The organism is Rhodopirellula baltica SH 1 (assembly GCF_000196115.1).
Taxonomy (GTDB): domain Bacteria; phylum Planctomycetota; class Planctomycetia; order Pirellulales; family Pirellulaceae; genus Rhodopirellula; species Rhodopirellula baltica.
In genome coordinates this window covers 6,557,951-6,578,408 of the sequence record NC_005027.1, presented here as the reverse complement: position 1 = coordinate 6,578,408, position 20,458 = coordinate 6,557,951, and the positions used below count along the sequence as shown (strand labels likewise).

Sequence of the window (20,458 nt, the reverse complement as noted above, 5' to 3'; positions counted from 1 at the left end):
CGCGAAAGCTTGCACCAATGCTTGCACCAAATTCAGTCCAGGACAGCAAAAATAGTCAATCTGAGTCCTTTTCTGACCAAACCGACGACGATGCTGAAAACGATGCGAACACGAAAAAACCCCACAAAACACTAGGCATTGCGGGGTTTTTGGGAGTGGGCGATACAGAACTCGAATCTGTGACCTCCACGATGTCAACGTGGCGCTCTAACCAACTGAGCTAATCGCCCGTCGGGGTCTGGTCTGGATGATATCCAGGGTTCAACCCGAGGGTTTCCGCTTCATTTGCGGGTGCTTTGGTAGGAAATCGGCTGGCTGGGGGACAAGATCCAGTGCCGGCGTTTCCAAAGCGGTCGCACAGTTTGCGATGACCCTGACGGTTCGTCAAGCCACCCCGATCACGCATTTTTCGATCCCCACCGGATTGCGAGCTCGCGGACTGTTCCGGGCCCCATGACGCCCATGAAATGCATCCAAATCACTCACAGATCCGCGAAAACGCAAAGAATTCACCAATTCGCTGTTGACGGCTGCGGACCCACCCCCGGATACTTCAGAAAATTGGGGTTGACGCGGTTGGAGCGAATTTCAGGAATTCCTCCCCACTAGTCAGGCTGACTATCCTATTGTTTAGGAAGCGGTTTTTGACTGGACGACACGTCCGCCCGCTGCGATGGCAACACGTTCGTTTCCATCGATTTGATTTCCACTTGCGCCGGAACGCCCCCCGGCCGGAGTAGATTGCTTTAGTGGCATTGGCACGCAGAAACGTACAACCGGAAAATCGCGATTCAACTCGCATCAACGCCCAAATCCGCATCACGCCCGTGCGTGTTGTCAGTGAAGAGGGGGAACAACTCGGAATCATCCCAACCGAACAGGCTCTCGAGCGTGCTCGCGATGCAGGGTTGGATTTGGTCGAAGTGGCCCCTGGAGAGCGTCCGCCGGTTTGCCGAATCATGGATTACGGCAAATTCAAGTACGACAAAAACAAGAAAAAGAACAGCGGTTCGTCTCACACCAAGACCAAAGAAATCCGTTTGCGACCTAAGACCGGTGACGAAGACATTCGCACCAAGGTTCGCCAAGCTGAAAAGTTCTTGGAACACAAAGACAAGGTCCAAGTCAGCGTGCTGTTCCGTGGTCGTGAAATGGCCCACATCGAAGAAGGCCGCAAAGTGATGGAACAGGTCATCGAGATCCTCAGCGAAGTGGGCAAGGTCGAAACCAAGCCCCAACAGCACGGGCGACGAATGATCTGCATGATCGCACCGAAGTAACTTCGGTCGCGGGTCGCTTTCTCTTTTATCCACGCCGATTCTGTTCGGCGTTGGCTGGTGCTGGCGCGGTCCCAGGAAGCACGTTTGGACTTGCCGAAAGTCTTGGCGACATCCGCTACGGATGGAACCCGAAAGCGAAGCTGCAGTGGGTGATGCTTGTCGACCGCGGGTCGGTGTGCGACCATTTGCGGCATGAATGACACGTACCAATTTGATGCCGCCGGCGCATTGCTGAGCACCCAACTGCCGTTTCCACGCCGCCAAGGTAAAGTCCGCGATGTGTACGACTTGGGCGACCGGCTGCTGATTGTCAGCAGCGATCGGATTAGCGCGTTCGACTACATTTTGCCCACCGGCATCCCCGACAAGGGACGCTTGCTGACCGCGATGAGCCGGTTCTGGTTTGAGCAAATGGATGCAGGGCGAATCGGCCAAAACGTTGGCTCGGCTGGCGGCGACGGTTCAAGCAACCCGCGATCGATTTCCCATCATTTGATCAGCACCGACGTCCCAGAAGACGTTGCCGCCGTCGTTGATCCAAAGCCGCTCGAAGGTCGCGTGATGGTGACTCGGAAAGCTTCGGTCGTTCCGTTTGAATGCGTTGTTCGAGGTTACCTTGAAGGCAGCGGTTGGAAGGAATACCAAGCCACCGGTGAAGTCTGCGGCGTTTCGTTGCCCGCGGGGCTGAAGCAATGCGACCAACTCAGCGAAGCGATTTTCACTCCGGCAACCAAAGCCGAGGAGGGGCACGACGAAAACGTCTCGTACGAAGTCATGAGTCAATCGCTTGGCGAAGAACAGTCGAGCCAACTGCGGCGAATGAGTTTGGCGATCTATCAAGACGCGTCGAAGATCGCGGCTGAGCGTGGCTTGTTGATCGCGGATACCAAGTTTGAGTTTGGTGTCGTTGATGGTGAGCTGATGCTGATCGATGAAGTGCTGACGCCCGACAGCTCTCGTTTTTGGGCAGCGGACGAATACGAACCGGGGCACTCACAACGGTCCTTCGACAAGCAATTCGTTCGAGAGTATTTGCAAGAGTCGGACTGGGACCGCAACAGCCCTCCGCCACCTCTGCCGGAATCGATCGCTCATCAAACCGCGGATCGCTATCGAGAAGGCTACGAGCGGTTGGTCGGTAAAGCCTTCGCGTGATCGCATTGATCGCGATCGCATCAAGCGGTTACGTAACGAAGAACACTGGCGACCATCATCCTTCCCTGAATCTCCATTCATATCCTTCATCAGGAACATTGCCATGAACGCGTCTCCGGTTATCGAACGCATCGTGAACTTGTTGGATCCCAGCGGCGACATCCTATTGGGAACCACTCGCGAAGCAGCGGAAGCAGCCGTGCGAAGCGGAGATGCGGAAGCGGTCGGAAAAATCCGTGGGCAGTTCGCGATTTTGCAAGCGGAAGGCAAGACGGTGCACATGGCTCGATCAATCGGGCGGCCGATGCGCTACTTCCTGGCCAAGCGAGCCGCGGGTCCGTGCTTGATTGTCGCCGAACGGATCGACGAGATCTTCGAACAACTGCGAGCGGAAGGTTTGGAAGATCAGTTTCATCCTTCCTACACTCGGATGGTGCCGGCGCATCACGTCATGAAGCTGCAACTGACCGGTTGTCCCGATCCCAACCCAACACTGCACCGATTCTTTGATCCACGATCCAACACGTTGCCGGCCAGCATCGAAGCGATCGGCACTCGATACATCGAACGACTCGTCGGCGCGTGTTCCGATTGGATCGACACGATCGAAAAGGACGCACCGATCGGCGTGATGTTCAGCGGCGGCATCGACAGCGGTGCGGTGTTGATCGCGATGATTCACGCTTTGAAACAACGTGGTCAGACACCGCAACGTTTGAAAGCGTTTGTGTTGTCGGTGAAGGAGAATGCACACTCTCGCGAAACCGATTTTGCGCAGGCGAGTGATTTCTTGGAAGCGATCAGGATGCCGATGTTGTTGGAAGTCATCTCGGTTGAGAAGTCTCACATCGATTGGCGATCCGCAATTGAAGTCACCGAGGACTACAAACCACTGGACATCCAGAGTGCCACCATGGGATTGGCCCTGTGCCAAGGCATTCGCGATCAATATCCAGATTGGAAGTACTTGGTCGACGGAGATGGTGGCGACGAAAACTTCAAGGACTATCCGATTGAAGAAAATCCCGAATTGACCATTCGAAGCGTTCTAAACAACCAAATGCTCTACCAAGAAGGTTGGGGTGTGGACGCGGTGAAGCATTCGCTCGTTTACAGCGGCGGCCAAAGCCGCGGGCATGTCCGGACGAGTGCACCGGCTCGTCGGTTGGGATTTCACGGTTTCAGCCCGATGGCGTTGCCCGAGGTGATCGAGGTTGCTGAGGGAACCCCATTCATCGAGATGACCGATTGGGACCACGAGAAGCTTTACGCACTGAAAGGCCAAATCGTTGGTGCGGGCATTCAAGCGGTGACCGGCGTGAAGATGCCAGTCAATCCGAAGCGTCGATTCCAACACGGTGCTGGCGGCAAGGATGCGTTTGACGCTCTGTTTCCGTTAAAAGAAACCGAATATCGCCAGTACTTCAGCGATGCGTTTTCAACGAGCAAGCTGGCCGAGCGTCTTCCCGCTGAGTAGCACACGGGACGCATTGAATGAATGCGTTAACGATGATTCACCGGATTTGGAAGCCCAGCGTGATTTGGAAGCCCGGCATAGAAGCCAGGTTCGGGCGCGGTCACCGGTCACTCAGCGGAGCAGCGAATCAGGAGCTGATGCAGACGTCGACGCGGTTAACGACTTGGCGTCCTGCGGCGACGGGGCGGATCGCTTCTTGAGCGAGCTGCTTGTGATAGAAGCTGCGAACCCGGCCGGTCAGGCAGATTTCGTTTTCGCTCTCGTCCACCCGCAAAAACCGCAATTCAGCGACGTTGCTGTCGGCTAAAGCTCGGATAGCGGCGGTGGAACGGAGTTCCGAAACGCGAAGATCGGCAGGATCGGCAAAACCGATCGGTGCACCGGAGAGGGTGGAAGCAGTGTCGTTTGGCTGAGTGGTCGAATGCATATATGTCCCAATTCCTTTCAGGAAGTCGTGAAGGGGCCGAACAGGTTTGTCCTGCGCAAACTCCGTCCTTACTAATATTTCCGATGTTCGCGATTCAGGCCACGGCAATTCTTCGATTTTGTTGCGATGAGCAAACCCGCGCCTGTCAAACCAGGAAAGCTCGGGGCAATAGGTCGCGACCGCAAAAAAACACACTCGTTCGGATCAAATTCCCTCAAGTCGAGTGCAGGTGAAGAGTTGTCGCGACATGTCGTCGACTTGATCGCTTTCAAATGGCGGAGTTTCGCCGATCTCCAAAAGAGGGGCATGAGAGGGGAAGTTTTTTCCGTTCGCCGCAAACTGTGACGTAGTGTTGTGTCTCGCAGACGGCATTCGGGTGGGTCGGTAAATCTTTGATCCACCACGTCGCTGGCGAGAACATTCGATGGAGAGATACCAGCGACACGTCTCGTTGGCCTCCATTGCCCACTCTTCATCCAATTGAACTTCAAGATCCTTTGCGGGGACTGACACGTGCTTCTCGATATCATCATTGCAGCCAGTAGCGGTGGCGCCGGAATGACTTGTGGCTGGGTGATGCATGCTCTTTACAACCAAGGGCAAGTATCTGACTCTCCATCGCAAAAGGTCCCAACGTCGTCGGCGCCTCCGCAATCGTCGGAAGGTGTTTCGTTGGCTGATGGAAGCCTTGAATCGATCGAAGATTCCCCAGATGCTGAAAAAGTGATGGCAGTTGCCGATCGCGTTCGGCAATACACCCAATCCATCGCAGCCGATGTCGATGCACACCAAAGTCGCGTCGAAAACTTGAGCACGACGCTGCACGAAAGCGACTTGTCCAATTCGCCGCCCGCGATTGTGGACGCCGTCGATCAAATGATCGCGGCCAACGAAGTCATGCGATCACAACTGGCCGAAGCTCAAGCTCAAATCCGTGAGCAATCGCAACAACTTCAATCGGCCGAGCAAAAGGCTCAGACCGATGCACTGACACAAATTTTCAATCGTGGTGCATTCGACGAGCATTTGCTTCGTCGTCATGCCCTCGGTCCAACTCGTGCTGGCGTGTTGGCTGTTCTCGATGTTGATCACTTCAAGAAGTTCAACGACACCCATGGTCACCGTGCTGGTGATGAAGTCTTGCGAGTCGTTTCGCAGTTGCTGGACGCTCGCTTGCAGCCGCACGGGATGGTCGCACGTTTCGGTGGCGAAGAGTTCGTGATGTTGTTGCACGACAAGACTTTGGCCGAGGCAGTGGAACTGATTGAACAAACTCGAGTTGCCATCGGAACACGCGAAGTTCGATTCGAAGGCAAATGCTTGAAGGTCAAAGCCAGCGTTGGCATCGGGGCACTCGAGCCGCAACAATCGCCTCAAGAGTGGCTGCAACGAGTCGACGAAGCTCTCTACCGATCCAAAGAAGTCGGCCGCGACTGTGCCCACTACATCGATCAACAACGATTCGTTCGAGCTGGCGAACTACCAAGTGAAACTTCGGCCGAAGAACCAACCGCCGAGGCTGCTTCGAAAGTCGTCACGCCGATCAAACCGATTTCATCCAGTTCAAATCTGATTGAAGAACCGACCATCGCACCTCGTGCCCAAGAAGAAGAATTGGCTACGGAAGTGGAAGAGTTGGCTCGCGACACACGTTCATCGATCGAATTGGAACAGGCTCCCGAGCCGCGAACTGTGGTGACCGAAGAAGTCAAAGCTGCACCCGAGGTGGTGGAAGAAATCCAAGAAACGTTGGAAGAACCAGCCGGTGAACGTCCCAAGGCACTGAGCTATCTTCCGGACATGGCGACGATGGTCGACTACGTGGAAGAGATGCAAACGTCGCCCAATCGAGGCAAGGCATCCAACCAATTGATGAGCGTTCGATTGTCGGGCAAACCCAGCGGAGCGACCATGCGATCCTTGCTGCAATTGGTCCGTGCCGCCACACGAAACCAAGACCACATCGGTTGCCTCGATCAATCAACGTTGGTGATCTGCATGCCTCACCTGGAAGCAGACGATGCGATGGAACGAGCCCACCAAATTTGCGGTGCGGCAGGTTCGATTGGTGTGACACTGGCAGCTGCTGAGAAAGCAAACGAAGGCGAACGGCTGTCGATCGGCATCCTGCAAATCGCTCCTTCAGTGAAATCGATGTCGGCCTATGAGAAGTCGCTAAAACAAGTCTGTGCAATCGCGGGATTGGCGGCTCGTCAAAGCGGCCAAGACAACCAGATGCCGGTGTTGTCGCATCAAATGGCAACCGCATAACACGGTTCGCAACGGCACCAAAATTGGCTCAGATGTGAAGCACGGAGCGGACAATGGTCACCGCTCCGTCATTGCGATTGCCGATATCGAACGGCCACCGACCATCATCGGGACATTTCTATCGACGGAACATTCCTGATGTTCCCGGCATCGCTGTATTCGCGGTGCCTCAGGCTTCGCAACGTTCCTCGCGTGCAACCGAAATCGTCCGGTCAATCTTGCGTTTGTCAGGCGGAATGCGAGTCTCATCGAGGCAGGTTGACTCGAGCTTTCAGAGCGATTCCGGCGTGGAAGCCATCCTCGCAGGAACAAATTCCGAGATTCGACAAACTTTCGCTCAAGAATTGACCTTGAGGTTCGTGCCTCCGATTGCGTACCCCCAAAGGAACGTCGAACGGTTCGGCGGAACCGGAGTCACGCGATCCAAGCGAGCGATCCATGCCCTACGGAGTTTATTTGTCAGCAGCGGGTGCCCAGGCACAAAACCACCGACTGCAACAGATCAGCCACAACCTTGCCAACGTCGATACGCCGGGCTTCAAACCCAGCCAAACGATTTTACAGGCTCGGTTCTCGGAACTGATCGAAGAAGGCATGGTTCCCCCCGGACTCGGTGGTGCCGACGATATCGGCGGTGGCGTGACCATCCAGCCCGAACAGACTCAATTTGGTGTTGGAGCGATTCGGACGACCGGTCGTGAAACCGACTTTGCATTGCACGACAAAAAGAGCTTCTTTGTTCTGCAACGCGGTGACGAACAGCTGCTCACCCGAGCCGGCGATTTCATGTTCGATTCCACCGGCACGATGGTCAATTCCGGTGGTGATCCGGTGCTTGGAAAAGGCGGCCGGCCGATTCAAATCGACCCGCGACGTCCGTTCACCGTCGGCTCAGAAGGCACGATCACTCAGGCCGGCGAAACCCAACAACTGATGCTTGCTCAACCGGCCAGCTACGGCGACCTCGCCAACGTTGGCGGCAACTTATTCAGACCCTTGGCCGAGTTCAGCTTGGTCCCCGACAGCGACCGCAACGTGGTTGCCGGTTCGTTGGAACAATCCGCTGTCAGTCCAACGGGCACGATGATGGAGATGATTGAAACATCTCGTGCTTACGAAGCCAACATCCAAATGATCAAGAACCAAGACAGTGTTCTTGGTTCCCTGATCGGTCGCGTCCTACAGAGCTAACCGCGATGCAGTCGTCGCTCTCTCACAAGGAAAATTTCGCATGAGTGTTCAAACGCTGTACACCGCCGCCACCGGTATGGAGGCGATGCAGACCAAACTGGACGTGATCGCCAACAACCTGGCCAACATCAACACGACTGGTTTCAAAAAAGATCGCGCCAACTTCGAAGACCTTTTGTATCGAACCGAAGTCTATCCCGGCGTACAAGACTCAACGCAAACTCCCACTGCCGTCGGCACTCAAGTCGGCTTGGGCGTTCGAGTGACCAGCACCCAAACCGATCAACGACAAGGAACGCTGCAGCAAACCGGTCGAGACTTGGACGTCGCCATCCAAGGCGGCGGCTATTTCCGCGTCGTTGACCCGTCAAGCCAAGACACGATGTACACCCGAGCGGGCAACCTGGACATCAACGCCAACGGCGAGTTGGTCATGGGATCGGCGCAAGTCGGTCGATTGCTCGATCCACCAATCACCATCCCACCGGATGCCACCGCGGTTGTCATCAACAGCAACGGCGAAGTCATGGTCCGACAACCAGGGCAAACCGAACTAACCAACCAAGGCCAAATCCAACTCGCTCAATTCATCAACCCCGACGGATTGTTGAAAAACGGTGAAAACCTGTACTCAGAAACCGATGCATCCGGTCCCGAGCAAATCAACAATCCGGGAACAGACGGCATGGGTGTGCTTCGCCAAGGCAACTTGGAAGCATCCAACGTCGAACCGGTCCAGGAACTGATTGACCTAATCACGACCCAGCGGGCATTCGAACTGAACAGCCAAGCGGTCCAAGCGGGCGATCAAGTCATGCAAAACATCTCTCAACTTCGACGGTTCTAAACCTTGATGGTTCCGAAATCGAAAACGTCTTTGCGATCCGCCTTCACCAGAGGGTGGATCATCGCATGCGCGACGACGTGCTCGATTCTCGTTTCGTTGAATCTGTTCGCACAAACACCAAACGACGCCAACGATATCGCTGGTGCCGGCATGCGAACACCGTTTTATGGCGTCGATCCAAAGTTCAATCGGAATCCCACCCCGCGAGTTTCCGCCGCATCGATGCGAACCTCGGGTCAGTCGATGCAATCCAAAGGCCCGCGCAGTCAGACAATCGACGCTGACACTCGTTGGCAATTCACCGCGATCGAAAACGCCAGCACCAGTTCACCGATCATTCGGCTTCGCGATGTGGTCCGTCCCTTGCAAGCCAACTTTGCAGCGTGGCCGCGATTGGCCGACGCGACTGTGGGTCTGATGCCGCTTGATGGTTCTGCGGCCAAGATCTCACGCGACCGATTGGCAGATTTAATTGTCGGCGGCCAAGCCACCGCGGGGCGAATCAAAATCTACGGCGACGAAACCATCGTGGTCCACGCGCTCAAGGAATCAAGTGGCGGGGCGAGTGCCAATGTCCAGTTGGCACATAGTCAGTCCAATTCAACTCACACGCACCCCAGCCAATTCAGCCAAGCTCAATCCGTTTCAACGCAAACCGATTCGGTCGACGCGACGTACGTTGCCCACGCCATGCTGGATCAACCGGTTCGAGAAGACGACCTGGATGTCGAAACGCGAGAACGTCTTTCTCATTGGGTTCACCTTGGTCTTCAAAATCAGTACCGCGATTTGGCGGACGCGTTCGACTACGAATCCTCGTTCGTTTCGCACGAGTTGGGTTCGTTGGCCGAAATGCAAGGCGTACGAGACATTCGCTTCCTCGATCCAATGCCTCACTGGTCAGCGGAAGATGCCAAACCGATTACCTGTCGCATCAAAATCGATGCGAGATCTCGCACGGATCAGTGCGAAGGCATTGTGCGAGTGACGTTCACTCCCAAAACCGCAGTCGTCGTTGCCAGACGCCCGTTGCAACGAGGCCATCGTGTTGGCCCAGGCGATGTTCACTTCCAACCTTCACCGGTCAATGAACTATCCGGCGACCGCGTCATGGATGTCGACGAAGTGATGGGGATGGAAGTCGTTGGCCTGATTCGATCCGGCGTGCCACTACGGCCCAGCGACTTTGCGGCACCACGATTGGTTCGTCGAGGTGACTTGGTCGAGGTACAAGTTTCTGGTGGCGGCATCCGTGTGACGACCACCGCGAAAGCTTTGGGGGATGGTGCCCACAACGAATTGATTGAAATCGAAACTCTGTCGCCCAAACGTCGTTTGTTGGCCAAAGTTGTGGAGCCATCGGTCGTTGAAATTGTGACACAACCCAACCGCGTTCTCGCGAACAAGCCCACTCGCAAATGGCAACCGCAACCATGACATCCATGCCTCGTTTGTTTGCCACCATCGCCGTCTCGTTGATGCTTTCAGGAAGTGTTGCCAGCGCGCAAAACTCGTCGTTGCTGCACGCCACTCCTCCATGGATGCCCAACGCACCCGCCAGGCCAACCGGCGCGGTGGTTCCTGCCAGCAACCTTCAACAACGTTCGGTTCCCGGGGTCGGCCCCGACGCCGCCGTCATGCCGCCGGAGTTCCTGCCGCCGGGCATGGCAGAGCGAGTTCCCACGGGAACGTATCCCAACGACGCCTACAATCCCAACAACATCCCGAACCAGCCCGCACCGTCTTACGACAACTCGCAGCCTCCCGCTGTAGGTTTGGCGGGGGTGAGTTGGACCTATCAGCCTGCTCCACCAATGCGAGCGTTTCGCGTTCAAGACATCGTCACCATTCGCGTCGATGAGATTGCCAGGATGATGGCCGAGGGCGACACGGAAAAACGGCGAGTGTCGTTGTTCCAAGCCACGCTTTCGGAATGGATCAAACTTGGAAGCGGCGGATTGATTCCCGATCCGCAGGCGGAAGGCGATCCCACCGTCGACGCCCAAACCACGGCCAATTCGCGAGCCGAAGCTTCCGTCGAGTCTCGCGAATCGATGTCGTTCAACATCGCCGCCCGAATCGTCGACATTCGTCCCAACGGCAACTTGGTCGTCGAGGCTCGTAAGCAATATCGCGTCAACGACAACCTTTGGGAAACGTCGCTGTCGGGCATCTGCCGAGCTCAAGACATCGGGCCCGACAACGTCGTGCTCAGTCGCGACTTGATCGACCTCGAAATCAACAAACAAGACCAGGGCCAATTGCGAGACGGCTATCGTCGCGGATGGTTCCAACGTGCCTTTGATCGTTTGAAACCATTCTGATGAACAACCAACACATGCTTCGAACGACCGTTTTCATCACCGCATTCTTGTGGGCCGCCGCTTCGTGCGGATCGCCATCGGCGATGGCCGGTGGGTTGAAACTCGGCGACCTTTGTCGCTTGAAAGGTCAGGAAACCAACACCTTGCAAGGCCTCGGATTGGTTGTGGGTCTGCAAGGAACCGGTGACGGTGACGCGGCTCCCAAAGGACGCGCGCTGGCTCGAATGATGCAATTGATGGGCGGTCCGATGGCAGTTGACGCAGCCGGACGATTGAACATCGAAGACGTCGGCGATGCCAAGAACGTCGCCATGGTCTTTGTGAGTGCCACGATTCCAACCGTCGGTGCGCAGCAAGGCGATGTATTGGATGTGACGATCAACGCGATCAGTGCCAAAAGCCTTGATGGCGGCTATTTGATGCTCACACCGATGCTCGGTCCACGAGCGGACAACCCAACGGTCTACGGCATGGCGGAAGGACGGATCTCGGTGTCCGCCGACTCACCTCCCACGTCGGCGACCATCCAAGGTGGACTGAAGATGGAAACATCGGTCCGAGCTTCCTACGTCCATGACAATCGCATCACGTTGGTCATTGATCGAGACTTCGCCGACTTCAGTACAGCGCATATGATCGAAGAAGAAGTCAACAGTTTGACATCATTCACAATTGGCGACCGCAATGTGTCACGGTTGGCCAGCCCCAACCATCAGGGAACTGGCCAGGATGGCAACATTGCCCTTGCTCGCGCGATCGATCAATTGCATGTTGAAGTCGTCATTCCACCGACCTATCGCGATAACCCAATCAAATTCATCGCATTTCTCCTCGATATCGTTATCCCCCTATCCAATCGTGGCAAACGAGTCGTGATCAACGAAGCCGATGGCGTGGTCGTCATTGGCGAAGACGTCGAGATCGCGCCCGTGCTGGTCACTCATCGAAACTTGCGGATCGAAGCGGGAGGAGGCGGCCGTTTTGTCGAGGTCGGTCCCGATGGAACTCCGGCGGCGGCCAAGCTCAAAAGTTTGGCGGACGCCCTCGGCGCATTGGACGTCCCGACGGAAGACTTGATCGCCATTATCAAAACCTTGAAAGCGAAAGGTGACTTGTACGGCGAAGTCATTTTTCGGTAGAGATCATTCATCGGCAACGAAAACTGAGACATCACGTTTGCCGACGATTGGTATCCAAACCGCCCTCCCATCGCCGACTCTCGATCCTGAGGTCGAACCCGCCATGACACCGCTTTCGTCATCCCGCCTGTCGTCATTGCAAGCAACCTCGTTGCCGATGCCACACAGCGGCGAAGCCAGAGCCAATCTGGACGCGCTTTCCAATTCCAAAACAATCGGTACGGACGGCAAGGAAGAAGAGCCGCTGAAGGAAGCCTTTGGTGACTTCGTCGGACAGACGTTGTTTGGCAGCATGTTGTCGACGATGCGTGAATCGGTCGGCAAACCCGCCTACTTCCATGGCGGACGGACGGAGGAAGTTTTCCAACAACAGATGGATCAGCACCTCGTCGAAGCCATGTCGGACGCGTCATCGGAAACGATCGCCGAACCGATGTATCAACTCTTTCAAATGCAACGCCGAGCATGACCGAGTGAGCCACAACGTTCACCGGTGAAGCTCACCCGTTTCTCTCGTTCCATATCCACCGAATCCTTTCCCGACCGCCCTTCTATTGAACGATGACCAACTCTATGTCTGCTCATGAATCATGGACTCAACGGGTCTCCGATTATGTCGACGATCTGGTTCAAATCACCGAGGCGATGGACCTGATCCTGGACGAGACTCGCGTCCGCACCATCAATCTTCGCCCCAACGAAGTCGACGAATCCACCGCCAAATTGGCCGAAACGATTTCGCAACTGGAGGCCATGGTGGAACGTCGCGACGTATTGCTTCGCGATGAGGATGCACCCACCAGCGGAATCAGTTTGTCCGAAAAGCTGCTGTCATCCCGACGCATCGAAGACGCCCGACTGGCGAAACGATGCGGCGAAGCGGCCGAGCAAATCAAAACCACGCACCAACGTGCCAACGCATTGTTCGTCTGTCAGTATCACCTGACGCAGTTCCAATCCGAGATGCTCGACCGGTTGGCCGGCGTCGCCGCACCGCCCACTTATGGCAAGCCCAGTGCCAAAAGTAGTCAAAAACAGAATCGTGGCGGTGGCGAGCTGTTCAACGAAGCAGCCTAAAGAAGCCGCTCAAAACGAATTGACATGGAGACTCTGCGGAGACTACACCAGTAACGCAGACTTTCCTAAATAGGTAAACTTGATGCGGCCCCACAATGCGGTCGCTGATTCATTGATTTTTTGTTGAAAGGATTCCCGCGTGTTTGTTGCTGCTTCGACCCGATGCTGGCCAGACCTTGAATTGCAGGCCTCGATCGAACTGCTTCAGGATCTGGATTTCACTGCGATTGAGATCGCGATCCATGAGTCGTCCACCCACTGCCGTCCCAGCGATGTGCTGAGCGATGAGGACCGTGGCATTCAATTGCTACGTCATACCCACCGTTTGGAAATCAGTGGTTACAGCGTCGAATTGGGATCAACCGGCGAACAACACTACACCGATTTCGAAGGCATCTGTCGCATCGCGAAAGCGACCAAGGTTGTGAACATCGCGGTTCCATCCAGCGAAAAAGGCACTCCCTTCAACGAAGAAGTCGAACACCTGCGACGTTTGGTCGCCATCGCGGAAGGCGAAGGCGTTCGCGTCAACGTGCGTTCAATGCTGGGTTGCCTCAGCGAAGATCCCGACACGCTGCTGGTGCTTTGCAACAACGTCGATGGATTGGGCGTGACGCTCGACCCCAGCGTGCCATTGGTAGCCGCTCATGAAAATCCAACCGCTGGCAAGACCATGGCCGGTGGCAAGGGATTCGATCAAATCTTGAAATTCGTCCACAACGTTCACCTTCGCGACACTCGCAAAGACGCATTTCAGGTCAGCGTGGGCCAGGGCGAAGTTGACTACGGCAAACTGGTCACCCAATTGGAACGTGAAAAGTACACACGTGCTTTGACCGTCGACATGACTCCGATGGACGAATACGACCACCGAGTCGAACTCCGCAAACTGCGACGTTTGCTTGAGACGTTGATCTAATTCAGTTGATCGAAACATACAGTGGCTGAAACCACTGTGCCCAAACAGAACGGTGTTGCAAACGTGCTGTCGAAACAAAAGATCAGTTCGCTCAGCGATCTGATCGTAACCTCCCAATGAAGCCTTCGGTGTTGAGCCCGCGATCCATGTCACCGGCAACCCACACATCCACGGCGGTCCCACTGACGAGCGATCTGCCAAAAGATGTAAATCAGCTGGCCGATGAACTGACGCAGCAACTGCTGCCGAGCGATTCGACACCGTCGACGGTCCAAGCTCTGCCGCCGTGGTCGCTGAACCGAGACTTCGGTTGCGAGATGGCTCCGCATCTGGCCTACGGTCGCCATCGTGGACCACACCGATGTTCTTCACGTCATGCTGCCGTGGCAGTTTGCTTGTTTCGAGACCCTGCCAGCGGCGAATGGACCATTCCGTTGACCCGGCGTCCCACGACGTTGCGACATCACGGAGGCCAGATCTGTTTTCCCGGCGGCCGCATCGAACGCGGCGAAACACCACCGCGTGCCGCGCTGCGAGAATTCGAAGAAGAACTCGGCGGTTCAGCCCACGTGCATCGGTGCTGTGGCAATTTGCCTCGCCAATATGTCTACGCCAGCGACAATTTGGTCACACCGATCGTATTCGTGATCGATCCGCCCAATCAAGATTGGCAGCCCGATCCTGGTGAAGTCGATGAGGTAATTGATTTCCCAATTCAGGCGGTCCTGCAACAAACTCCCGTCGCGACGTCTCGGCAGTTGGAGGCTGATAAAGCATGTCAAATTGACATGATCCAGCAAACCAAATCGCTTCGATCCGCGACTCAACCCGACACTGTCGCCGGTCAATTGACTTTCGCGGCACCCGCGTTTCACCATGGTTCGGTGCACGTCTGGGGCGCGACCGCGATCATTCTCGGGCAGTTGGCGCAGGCTTTGCATTCCATTTAGCTTGCAAAGCACCGTTTTACGGGCCCGCAAAAACCGATTTGGCGAGCCTTCATCAAAAATGGGCATTTCATATCTAGGACGCTCCCACCCGAATCGACGCGTTTCACTTCGTAGATCACGGCTGAAATCGCTCCCAGCGGCTGGTTGTCCCAGAGACCCTAAAACACCCGGTAGGCAAATTGACAGTTTGCCAACGGGTTCTAAAATCACTCCTCCAACAACACCGTTACGTTCAAGGACCTTAGCCATGGCCTCAGAAGCAGTCAAAGAATTCAACGACGACAATTTCGATTCCGAAGTCCTCAAAAGCGACAGCCCTGTGCTGGTTGACTTTTGGGCTCCATGGTGTGGTCCTTGCCGTCAAATTGCACCCATGATCGACGAACTGGCTTCGGAAAATCCTGGCGTCAAGATTGGCAAAGTCAACATCGACGATAACCCAGGTGCCGCTCAAAAGTTCGGCATCAACAGCATCCCAACATTGTTGCTGTTCAAGAACGGCGAGATCGCTGACACCTTCGTTGGTGTTCGCCCGAAAGCCGCTTTGCAAGACGCCCTGACTTCGGTCAGCTGAATTCGCTCCGACGAATCCAACCAACCTCGCGTTTCAAAGAACCGCGAGGTTTTTTCATGCGCCCGCCGAACTTAGCGTCACACTTGGATTCTCTCGTTCATGCGAAGATCTGGATCACGCCAAGATGTCGTGAACCAACTCACCGTGCACATCGGTCAGGCGGTAGTCACGACCTTGAAAACGATAAGTCAGTTGTTTGTGGTCGAACCCCAGCAAGTGCAAAATGGTTGCGTGCAAATCATGAACGTGAACCGGGTTCTCTGCGACATCAAACCCAAGTTCATCAGTTTGCCCGTAAGCCAAACCGGGTTTCAATCCGCCGCCGGCCATCCACATGCTGAACGAATTGGGATGGTGATCGCGACCGTCGTTGCCGCCTTGGACCATGGGGGTGCGGCCAAACTCACCACCCCAAATCACCAGCGTTTCATCCAGCATGCCTTGTTGCTTCAGGTCCTTCACCAAAGCGGCGCACGCCTGATCGGTGTCACCGCAATTCTGCTTCAAGCCTCCCGTCAAACCACCGTGCTGGTCCCATGACTCATGGAACAACTGCACAAAGCGGACGCCTCGTTGGACCAAACGTCGAGCCAACAAACAATTGTTTGCGAACGACATCTTGCCTGGCTCTGCACCGTATAACTTCAACATGTGTTCCGGCTCATCGGACAGAGCCATCGCTTCGGGCGCACTCGATTGCATCCGATACGCCATCTCATAGCCGTTGATCCGAGTGGCAATTTCCGGATCACCCACGACGTCCAAGCGGCGCCGGTTCAGTTCGTTGACGGTCTGCAAAGATTGACGCTGTGACCAATCGCTCATGCCGGGTGGGTTGGACAGATACAGTACCGGGTCACCGCTGCTCCGGAACTCCACCCCGGAGTGCAACGATGGCAAGAAGCCCGAATTCCAGTTCCCCGATCCGGCACTGGGCCCCTTTTTACCGCTGTTGAACACGACATAAGCCGGCAAATCGCGAGACTCGCTGCCGAGCCCATAGGTGGTCCAGGATCCCATGCTCGGACGACCAAATTGCTGCGAGCCAGTGCTCATCATCAATTGCGCCGGAGCATGATTGAACGCGTCGGTCTTCATGGACCGAATCAAACAAATGTCATCCAGCACACCGGCGGTATGAGGCAGCAATTCGCTGATGTGCGTGCCAGCTGAGCCCTTCTTTTCAAACTTGAACTTGGGTCCCAACAACTTGGAGTTGGGATTGATGAACGCGGCACGGTAACCATCCAGCAACTCCGCTGGAGGCAGGGTTCCATCGAGTCGTTCTAATTCCGGTTTGTAGTCGAACATCTCGAACTGACTGGGTCCGCCGCCCATGAATAACAAAATGACGTTCTTGATTTTCGCGGGAAAATGCGGCGACTTCGGTGCCATGGGATTCACCGACGATCGATCCGGACCTGCCAATTCCAAATCCCCAGCCTCGGCCATCAAGGTCGTCAGGGCGATGTGCCCCAAACCAAGTCCGCACTGCTGCAAGAACCATCGCCGACGCATCAAATCCAAACCCTTCGCGAAGCGAGACGGGTCGGCAGAGGTTAGGCCAGTCGATTGAGCGTAAGACATGTTGAGAGAATTCATGATTTGGTGATCGTTTCGTCCAAGTTCAAAATCGTGCGACTGACCGTCAGCCATGCCGCCAACTCAGTTGCCTCGAAACCGGTCAACTGATGGCACAAACCTTCGGGCACGCCCAGCAACTCTTGTAGATTCAAGTTTCCATCGGCGATGTGTTCACGCTGCTCTTGTAGCATGCGAAGCAAGATTTGAACTTCCTCGTGTTCGGGCACGCGGCTGGTACACAATCGAAACGCTAACCGTATTCGTTGCGCATCATCGTCTGGCGATTCGCGAAGAATACGAGCGGCGAAGGCCCGTGCGGCGTCAACAAATTGCGGTTCATTCATCAGCACTAACGACTGAAGTGGCGTGTTGCTCTGTTCGCGGCGTACACAAGCCGCATCGCCTTTGGGTGCGTCGAAAACTTGCAGCGGCGGATAGGGGATACTGCGGTACTGATGCACGTACAAACTGCGACGGTATTGGTCGGTACCCGTCGACGTGTTCCAAATTTTGGGTCCGTAGCTGGTGGGTGGCTCAAACAGGAAGGCTGGTGCCGGAGGATAAATGCTCGGTCCCCCAACGGATTCGTTCAACAATCCACTGACCGACAACGCCAAGTCACGAACCATCTCGGCCTCCACGCGGTGTCGTGGCCCACGTGCGAGCAACTCATTGTCTGGATCATCTCGCCAAGCATTCGCGGGAGCGATGGATGATTGACGATAGGTCGCCGACTCGACGATCAATCGATGAATGTGCTTGAGTCGCCAACCGTTTTGCATCAATTCCGTCGCCAAGTAATCCAGCAACTCCGGATGGCTCGGAGCGGACGATTGAAATCCAAAATCTTCCGGCGTTGATACCAGACCGCGGCCAAAGTACGCCTGCCACATTCGATTGACGATCACTCGTGCCGTGGTCGGCGAATCGTTGGCCACTAACCATTTCGCGAATCGCAGCCGGTCCGGTGCGTCTTCGTTTGGCATCGCATGCAAGAAGTCGGGGGCGTTGGGCTCGACCGCATCCGTCGGGCTCAAGAAATCGCCGCGTGAGAACACAAACGTTTCGCGAGGACGCTGAGCGGCCTGCGCGACCAGTTGCGTGGTTGTCTCTGGGAACTGCTCCCAAAGCGATTCGATCTCAGAATCCAAACTCAACAAATCGTTTTCGATCGCCGAGCGGGTTTCATCAATAAATGCTGGTTCACCCAATGCGATCTCACGATGCCAAGCGGCCAAGGCCAATTCCGCCTGCGAGTCAGTCCAATCATCCGGGTTCATCACCAAAACGGATTCAGCTTCGGTGAGAACCGCTTGGGTCGGCAAATCAGCCGCATCGGTGATACTGACGCGATAACGACCGATCAAGAAGTTTTGGTTGTCGTCGCTGTTCCAACCGCCGTGCTTTTGCACCAAAGTGAAAGTGACCTCCGCGTCGTCATCGATCACGACTGGAGTCTCAGGCACAAACACAATGTGACGAGATTGATTGCTGCGTCCGGGGCCGATGTCGGTGGTCCAAGCCGTTGCCTCATCGCCATCGATCGCGTATTGCGGCGGCCCAACCACTCGCTCGTCTTTGTCTGCATCACGATTGCGGTACTGTGGTTTCAATGTGCGACGATGCGGGTTGGCATCGCTGTAGGCTCGAACGAACTTCACCGACACCGCCGGTTTGCGATCGCCGTTTTCATTCTTTGAGAGCGGAGCGATATTGAGTTTGAATTCGGTCAACGCTCCCGTACCATCGATACTGCGTCCGGGTCCGCCACGAGGCAATTGAGGATGCGTCAAAGCATCCAAACGAACCGCGGTGATCGTGCCCACGTGCGTGGTCAGCGTGAAGTCGTTGCTGGCTTTCGTCGGTGCATAGCTTTCGCTCACGATGGAACCATCTTCCAACACATTGAACTTTTGCCCTTCGAATGGAACCGTCGTGGGATGCAGCGTTGTCCACGCAGTGTTGCGTCCCGCACGGGTGCGAGCCCACTGCGCAACCAGACTTCGCCAATCGGCGTGTTCGCGTTGAAACTGTTTTGTCGCAGAATCAATTGAGGACAACACTTCATCACGCTGCTCGGCTTGCTCAGGCGTGAAGACAGTGATGCAAGCTTCGTGAAAATCATTCAGCGCCGCGAACATCTCATAGTATTCGTGGTGGCTGATCGGATCGTATTTGTGGGTGTGGCACTGAGCACACTGCGTGGTAATACCGAGAACCGATTTGCCAATCGCATCCATCCGATCAAACATGCCTTCGATGCGAAACTGCTCGGGGTCGGCACCGCCTTCTTCGTTGGTCATTGAGTTTCGCAAGAACCCGGTCGCAACCCGCTGACTTTGTGTCGCACCGGGCAACAAATCACCCGCGATTTGCTCGACGATGAATTGGTCGTACGGCATGTCACGTTGCATCGCATCGATCACCCAGTCTCGATAGAACCAAACATTGCGCTGCATGTCTTTTTCGTAGCCCGCCGAATCCGCGTACCGAGCCGCGTCGAGCCACCAACGGGCCCAGCGTTCGCCAAAGGAAACCGACTCGAGCATTGCATCGATTTGCTGCTGGACCAACGCATCGGGATCATCCGACGTTGCGAATTCATCCAACGATTCGAGTGTGGGTGGCAATCCGGTCAGATCCAAATTCAAACGTCGCAGCAACGTTGCTCGGTCCGCGGGCGGATTGGGTGATCGACCTTCGGATTCCAATCTCGCCAACACAAATCGATCAATGTCATTGCGACACCACGTCGAATTGGAGACGCTGGGGATCTCCGGGATTCGCGGCGGGACGTAGGCCCAGTGTTCTTCATAGGTCGCACCTTGATCGATCCATCGCTCGATCGCGATGCGTTCGGCCTCGGTGATCGATTTGCCGGTGCTGGGCGGTGGCATGACCAAATCGGCATCGTCGCTGGTGATGCGAGCCAACAATTCGCTGGCCTTGGCATCACCCGGAACAATCGCGCCCCCGTCGACCGCTTCGGATCGAATGTCCAAACGCAAATCAGCCTCGCGGGTCGATTCGTCCGGTCCGTGGCAAAGAAAGCATTTGTCCGACAACACACTGCGAATGTCTTGATTGAACGAGACTTCTTCCGCAGACGCCGTTCGAACCCCGGTGCCAAGCAACGCAGAAACTCCCATCGCCAATGCGAGGAACGATGAACGAGTGCGGGTCAATAGAGCAGCCATTGGCTTCATTCAGGTTTCTCGGCGGATCCGATGAAATTTTGGTCGC

At 55.5% G+C, this 20,458-nt stretch carries 17 protein-coding genes and 1 tRNA gene; 14 read left to right on the top strand and 4 right to left on the bottom strand.

The window, feature by feature from the left end; genetic code table 11:
- Positions 1 to 156 precede the first annotated feature (156 nt).
- Positions 157 to 230, bottom strand: a tRNA-Val gene (locus RB_RS25350).
- Between the two features lie 519 nt (positions 231 to 749).
- Between RB_RS25350 and infC the strand changes: the two genes are divergently transcribed.
- The 3 genes from infC to RB_RS25330 all read left to right on the top strand — a co-directional run bounded on the left by infC (position 750) and on the right by RB_RS25330 (position 3,912).
- Positions 750 to 1,280, top strand: a complete 531-nt coding sequence (gene infC, locus RB_RS25340; protein WP_007329878.1) for a translation initiation factor IF-3 — start codon at positions 750 to 752, stop codon at positions 1,278 to 1,280.
- Positions 1,281 to 1,472: 192 nt separating this feature from the next.
- Entirely contained in the window at positions 1,473 to 2,435 is a 963-nt protein-coding gene (locus tag RB_RS25335; RefSeq protein WP_164922494.1) for a phosphoribosylaminoimidazolesuccinocarboxamide synthase, read from the top strand.
- A 103-nt stretch (positions 2,436 to 2,538) separates the two neighbouring features.
- On the top strand, positions 2,539 to 3,912 hold the full coding sequence (locus tag RB_RS25330; protein ID WP_011123609.1) for an asparagine synthase-related protein: 1,374 nt from the start codon (positions 2,539 to 2,541) through the stop codon (positions 3,910 to 3,912).
- A gap of 127 nt (positions 3,913 to 4,039) precedes the next feature.
- On the opposite strand, the gene RB_RS25325 is transcribed toward RB_RS25330, so the two are convergent.
- Positions 4,040 to 4,339: a BON domain-containing protein gene (locus tag RB_RS25325; RefSeq protein WP_007329884.1), complete on the bottom strand. Its 300-nt coding sequence runs from the start codon at positions 4,337 to 4,339 to the stop codon at positions 4,040 to 4,042.
- 513 nt (positions 4,340 to 4,852) lie between these two features.
- Here RB_RS25325 and RB_RS25320 point away from each other — a divergent pair.
- The 11 genes from RB_RS25320 (at position 4,853) to trxA (ending at position 15,631) form a co-directional block, all read left to right on the top strand.
- The gene (locus RB_RS25320; RefSeq protein WP_011123605.1) at positions 4,853 to 6,610 is read left to right on the top strand and encodes a GGDEF domain-containing protein; all 1,758 of its coding nucleotides are present in this window, start codon (positions 4,853 to 4,855) and stop codon (positions 6,608 to 6,610) included.
- 369 nt (positions 6,611 to 6,979) lie between these two features.
- Positions 6,980 to 7,801 (top strand): flagellar hook-basal body protein, encoded by an 822-nt coding sequence (locus RB_RS25315; RefSeq protein WP_007329887.1) that lies wholly within the window; start codon positions 6,980 to 6,982, stop codon positions 7,799 to 7,801.
- A 40-nt stretch (positions 7,802 to 7,841) separates the two neighbouring features.
- Positions 7,842 to 8,648 (top strand): flagellar basal-body rod protein FlgG, encoded by an 807-nt coding sequence (flgG, locus tag RB_RS25310; RefSeq protein ID WP_007329888.1) that lies wholly within the window; start codon positions 7,842 to 7,844, stop codon positions 8,646 to 8,648.
- A gap of 96 nt (positions 8,649 to 8,744) precedes the next feature.
- Positions 8,745 to 10,085 carry a flagellar basal body P-ring formation chaperone FlgA gene (gene flgA / locus RB_RS25305; protein ID WP_231845973.1) on the top strand — a complete coding sequence of 447 codons (1,341 nt, stop codon included), beginning with the start codon at positions 8,745 to 8,747 and terminating at the stop codon, positions 10,083 to 10,085.
- A complete protein-coding gene (locus RB_RS25300; RefSeq protein ID WP_164923044.1) occupies positions 10,082 to 10,972 on the top strand; it encodes a flagellar basal body L-ring protein FlgH in 891 nt (296 codons plus the stop codon). The genes flgA and RB_RS25300 overlap by 4 nt, the downstream gene beginning before the upstream one ends.
- Entirely contained in the window at positions 10,972 to 12,111 is a 1,140-nt protein-coding gene (locus RB_RS25295; protein WP_011123602.1) for a flagellar basal body P-ring protein FlgI, read from the top strand. Before RB_RS25300 ends, RB_RS25295 begins: the two co-directional genes overlap by 1 nt.
- A 103-nt stretch (positions 12,112 to 12,214) precedes the next feature.
- Positions 12,215 to 12,580: a rod-binding protein gene (locus RB_RS25290; RefSeq protein WP_007331516.1), complete on the top strand. Its 366-nt coding sequence runs from the start codon at positions 12,215 to 12,217 to the stop codon at positions 12,578 to 12,580.
- A gap of 104 nt (positions 12,581 to 12,684) precedes the next feature.
- On the top strand, positions 12,685 to 13,188 hold the full coding sequence (locus tag RB_RS25285) for a hypothetical protein (RefSeq protein ID WP_007329893.1): 504 nt from the start codon (positions 12,685 to 12,687) through the stop codon (positions 13,186 to 13,188).
- Between the two features lie 139 nt (positions 13,189 to 13,327).
- Positions 13,328 to 14,107 carry a sugar phosphate isomerase/epimerase family protein gene (locus tag RB_RS25280; protein WP_007340410.1) on the top strand — a complete coding sequence of 260 codons (780 nt, stop codon included), beginning with the start codon at positions 13,328 to 13,330 and terminating at the stop codon, positions 14,105 to 14,107.
- A gap of 116 nt (positions 14,108 to 14,223) precedes the next feature.
- The gene (locus tag RB_RS25275) at positions 14,224 to 15,057 is read left to right on the top strand and encodes an NUDIX hydrolase (protein WP_011123600.1); all 834 of its coding nucleotides are present in this window, start codon (positions 14,224 to 14,226) and stop codon (positions 15,055 to 15,057) included.
- Between the two features lie 247 nt (positions 15,058 to 15,304).
- A complete protein-coding gene (gene trxA / locus RB_RS25270) occupies positions 15,305 to 15,631 on the top strand; it encodes a thioredoxin (protein ID WP_007329897.1) in 327 nt (108 codons plus the stop codon).
- Between the two features lie 114 nt (positions 15,632 to 15,745).
- Here trxA and RB_RS25265 read toward each other — a convergent pair whose 3' ends face one another.
- Positions 15,746 to 17,233 carry a DUF1501 domain-containing protein gene (locus tag RB_RS25265; RefSeq protein WP_164922492.1) on the bottom strand — a complete coding sequence of 496 codons (1,488 nt, stop codon included), beginning with the start codon at positions 17,231 to 17,233 and terminating at the stop codon, positions 15,746 to 15,748.
- Positions 17,230 to 20,412: a PSD1 and planctomycete cytochrome C domain-containing protein gene (locus RB_RS25260; RefSeq protein WP_164922491.1), complete on the bottom strand. Its 3,183-nt coding sequence runs from the start codon at positions 20,410 to 20,412 to the stop codon at positions 17,230 to 17,232. Before RB_RS25260 ends, RB_RS25265 begins: the two co-directional genes overlap by 4 nt.
- Positions 20,413 to 20,458 lie beyond the last annotated feature (46 nt).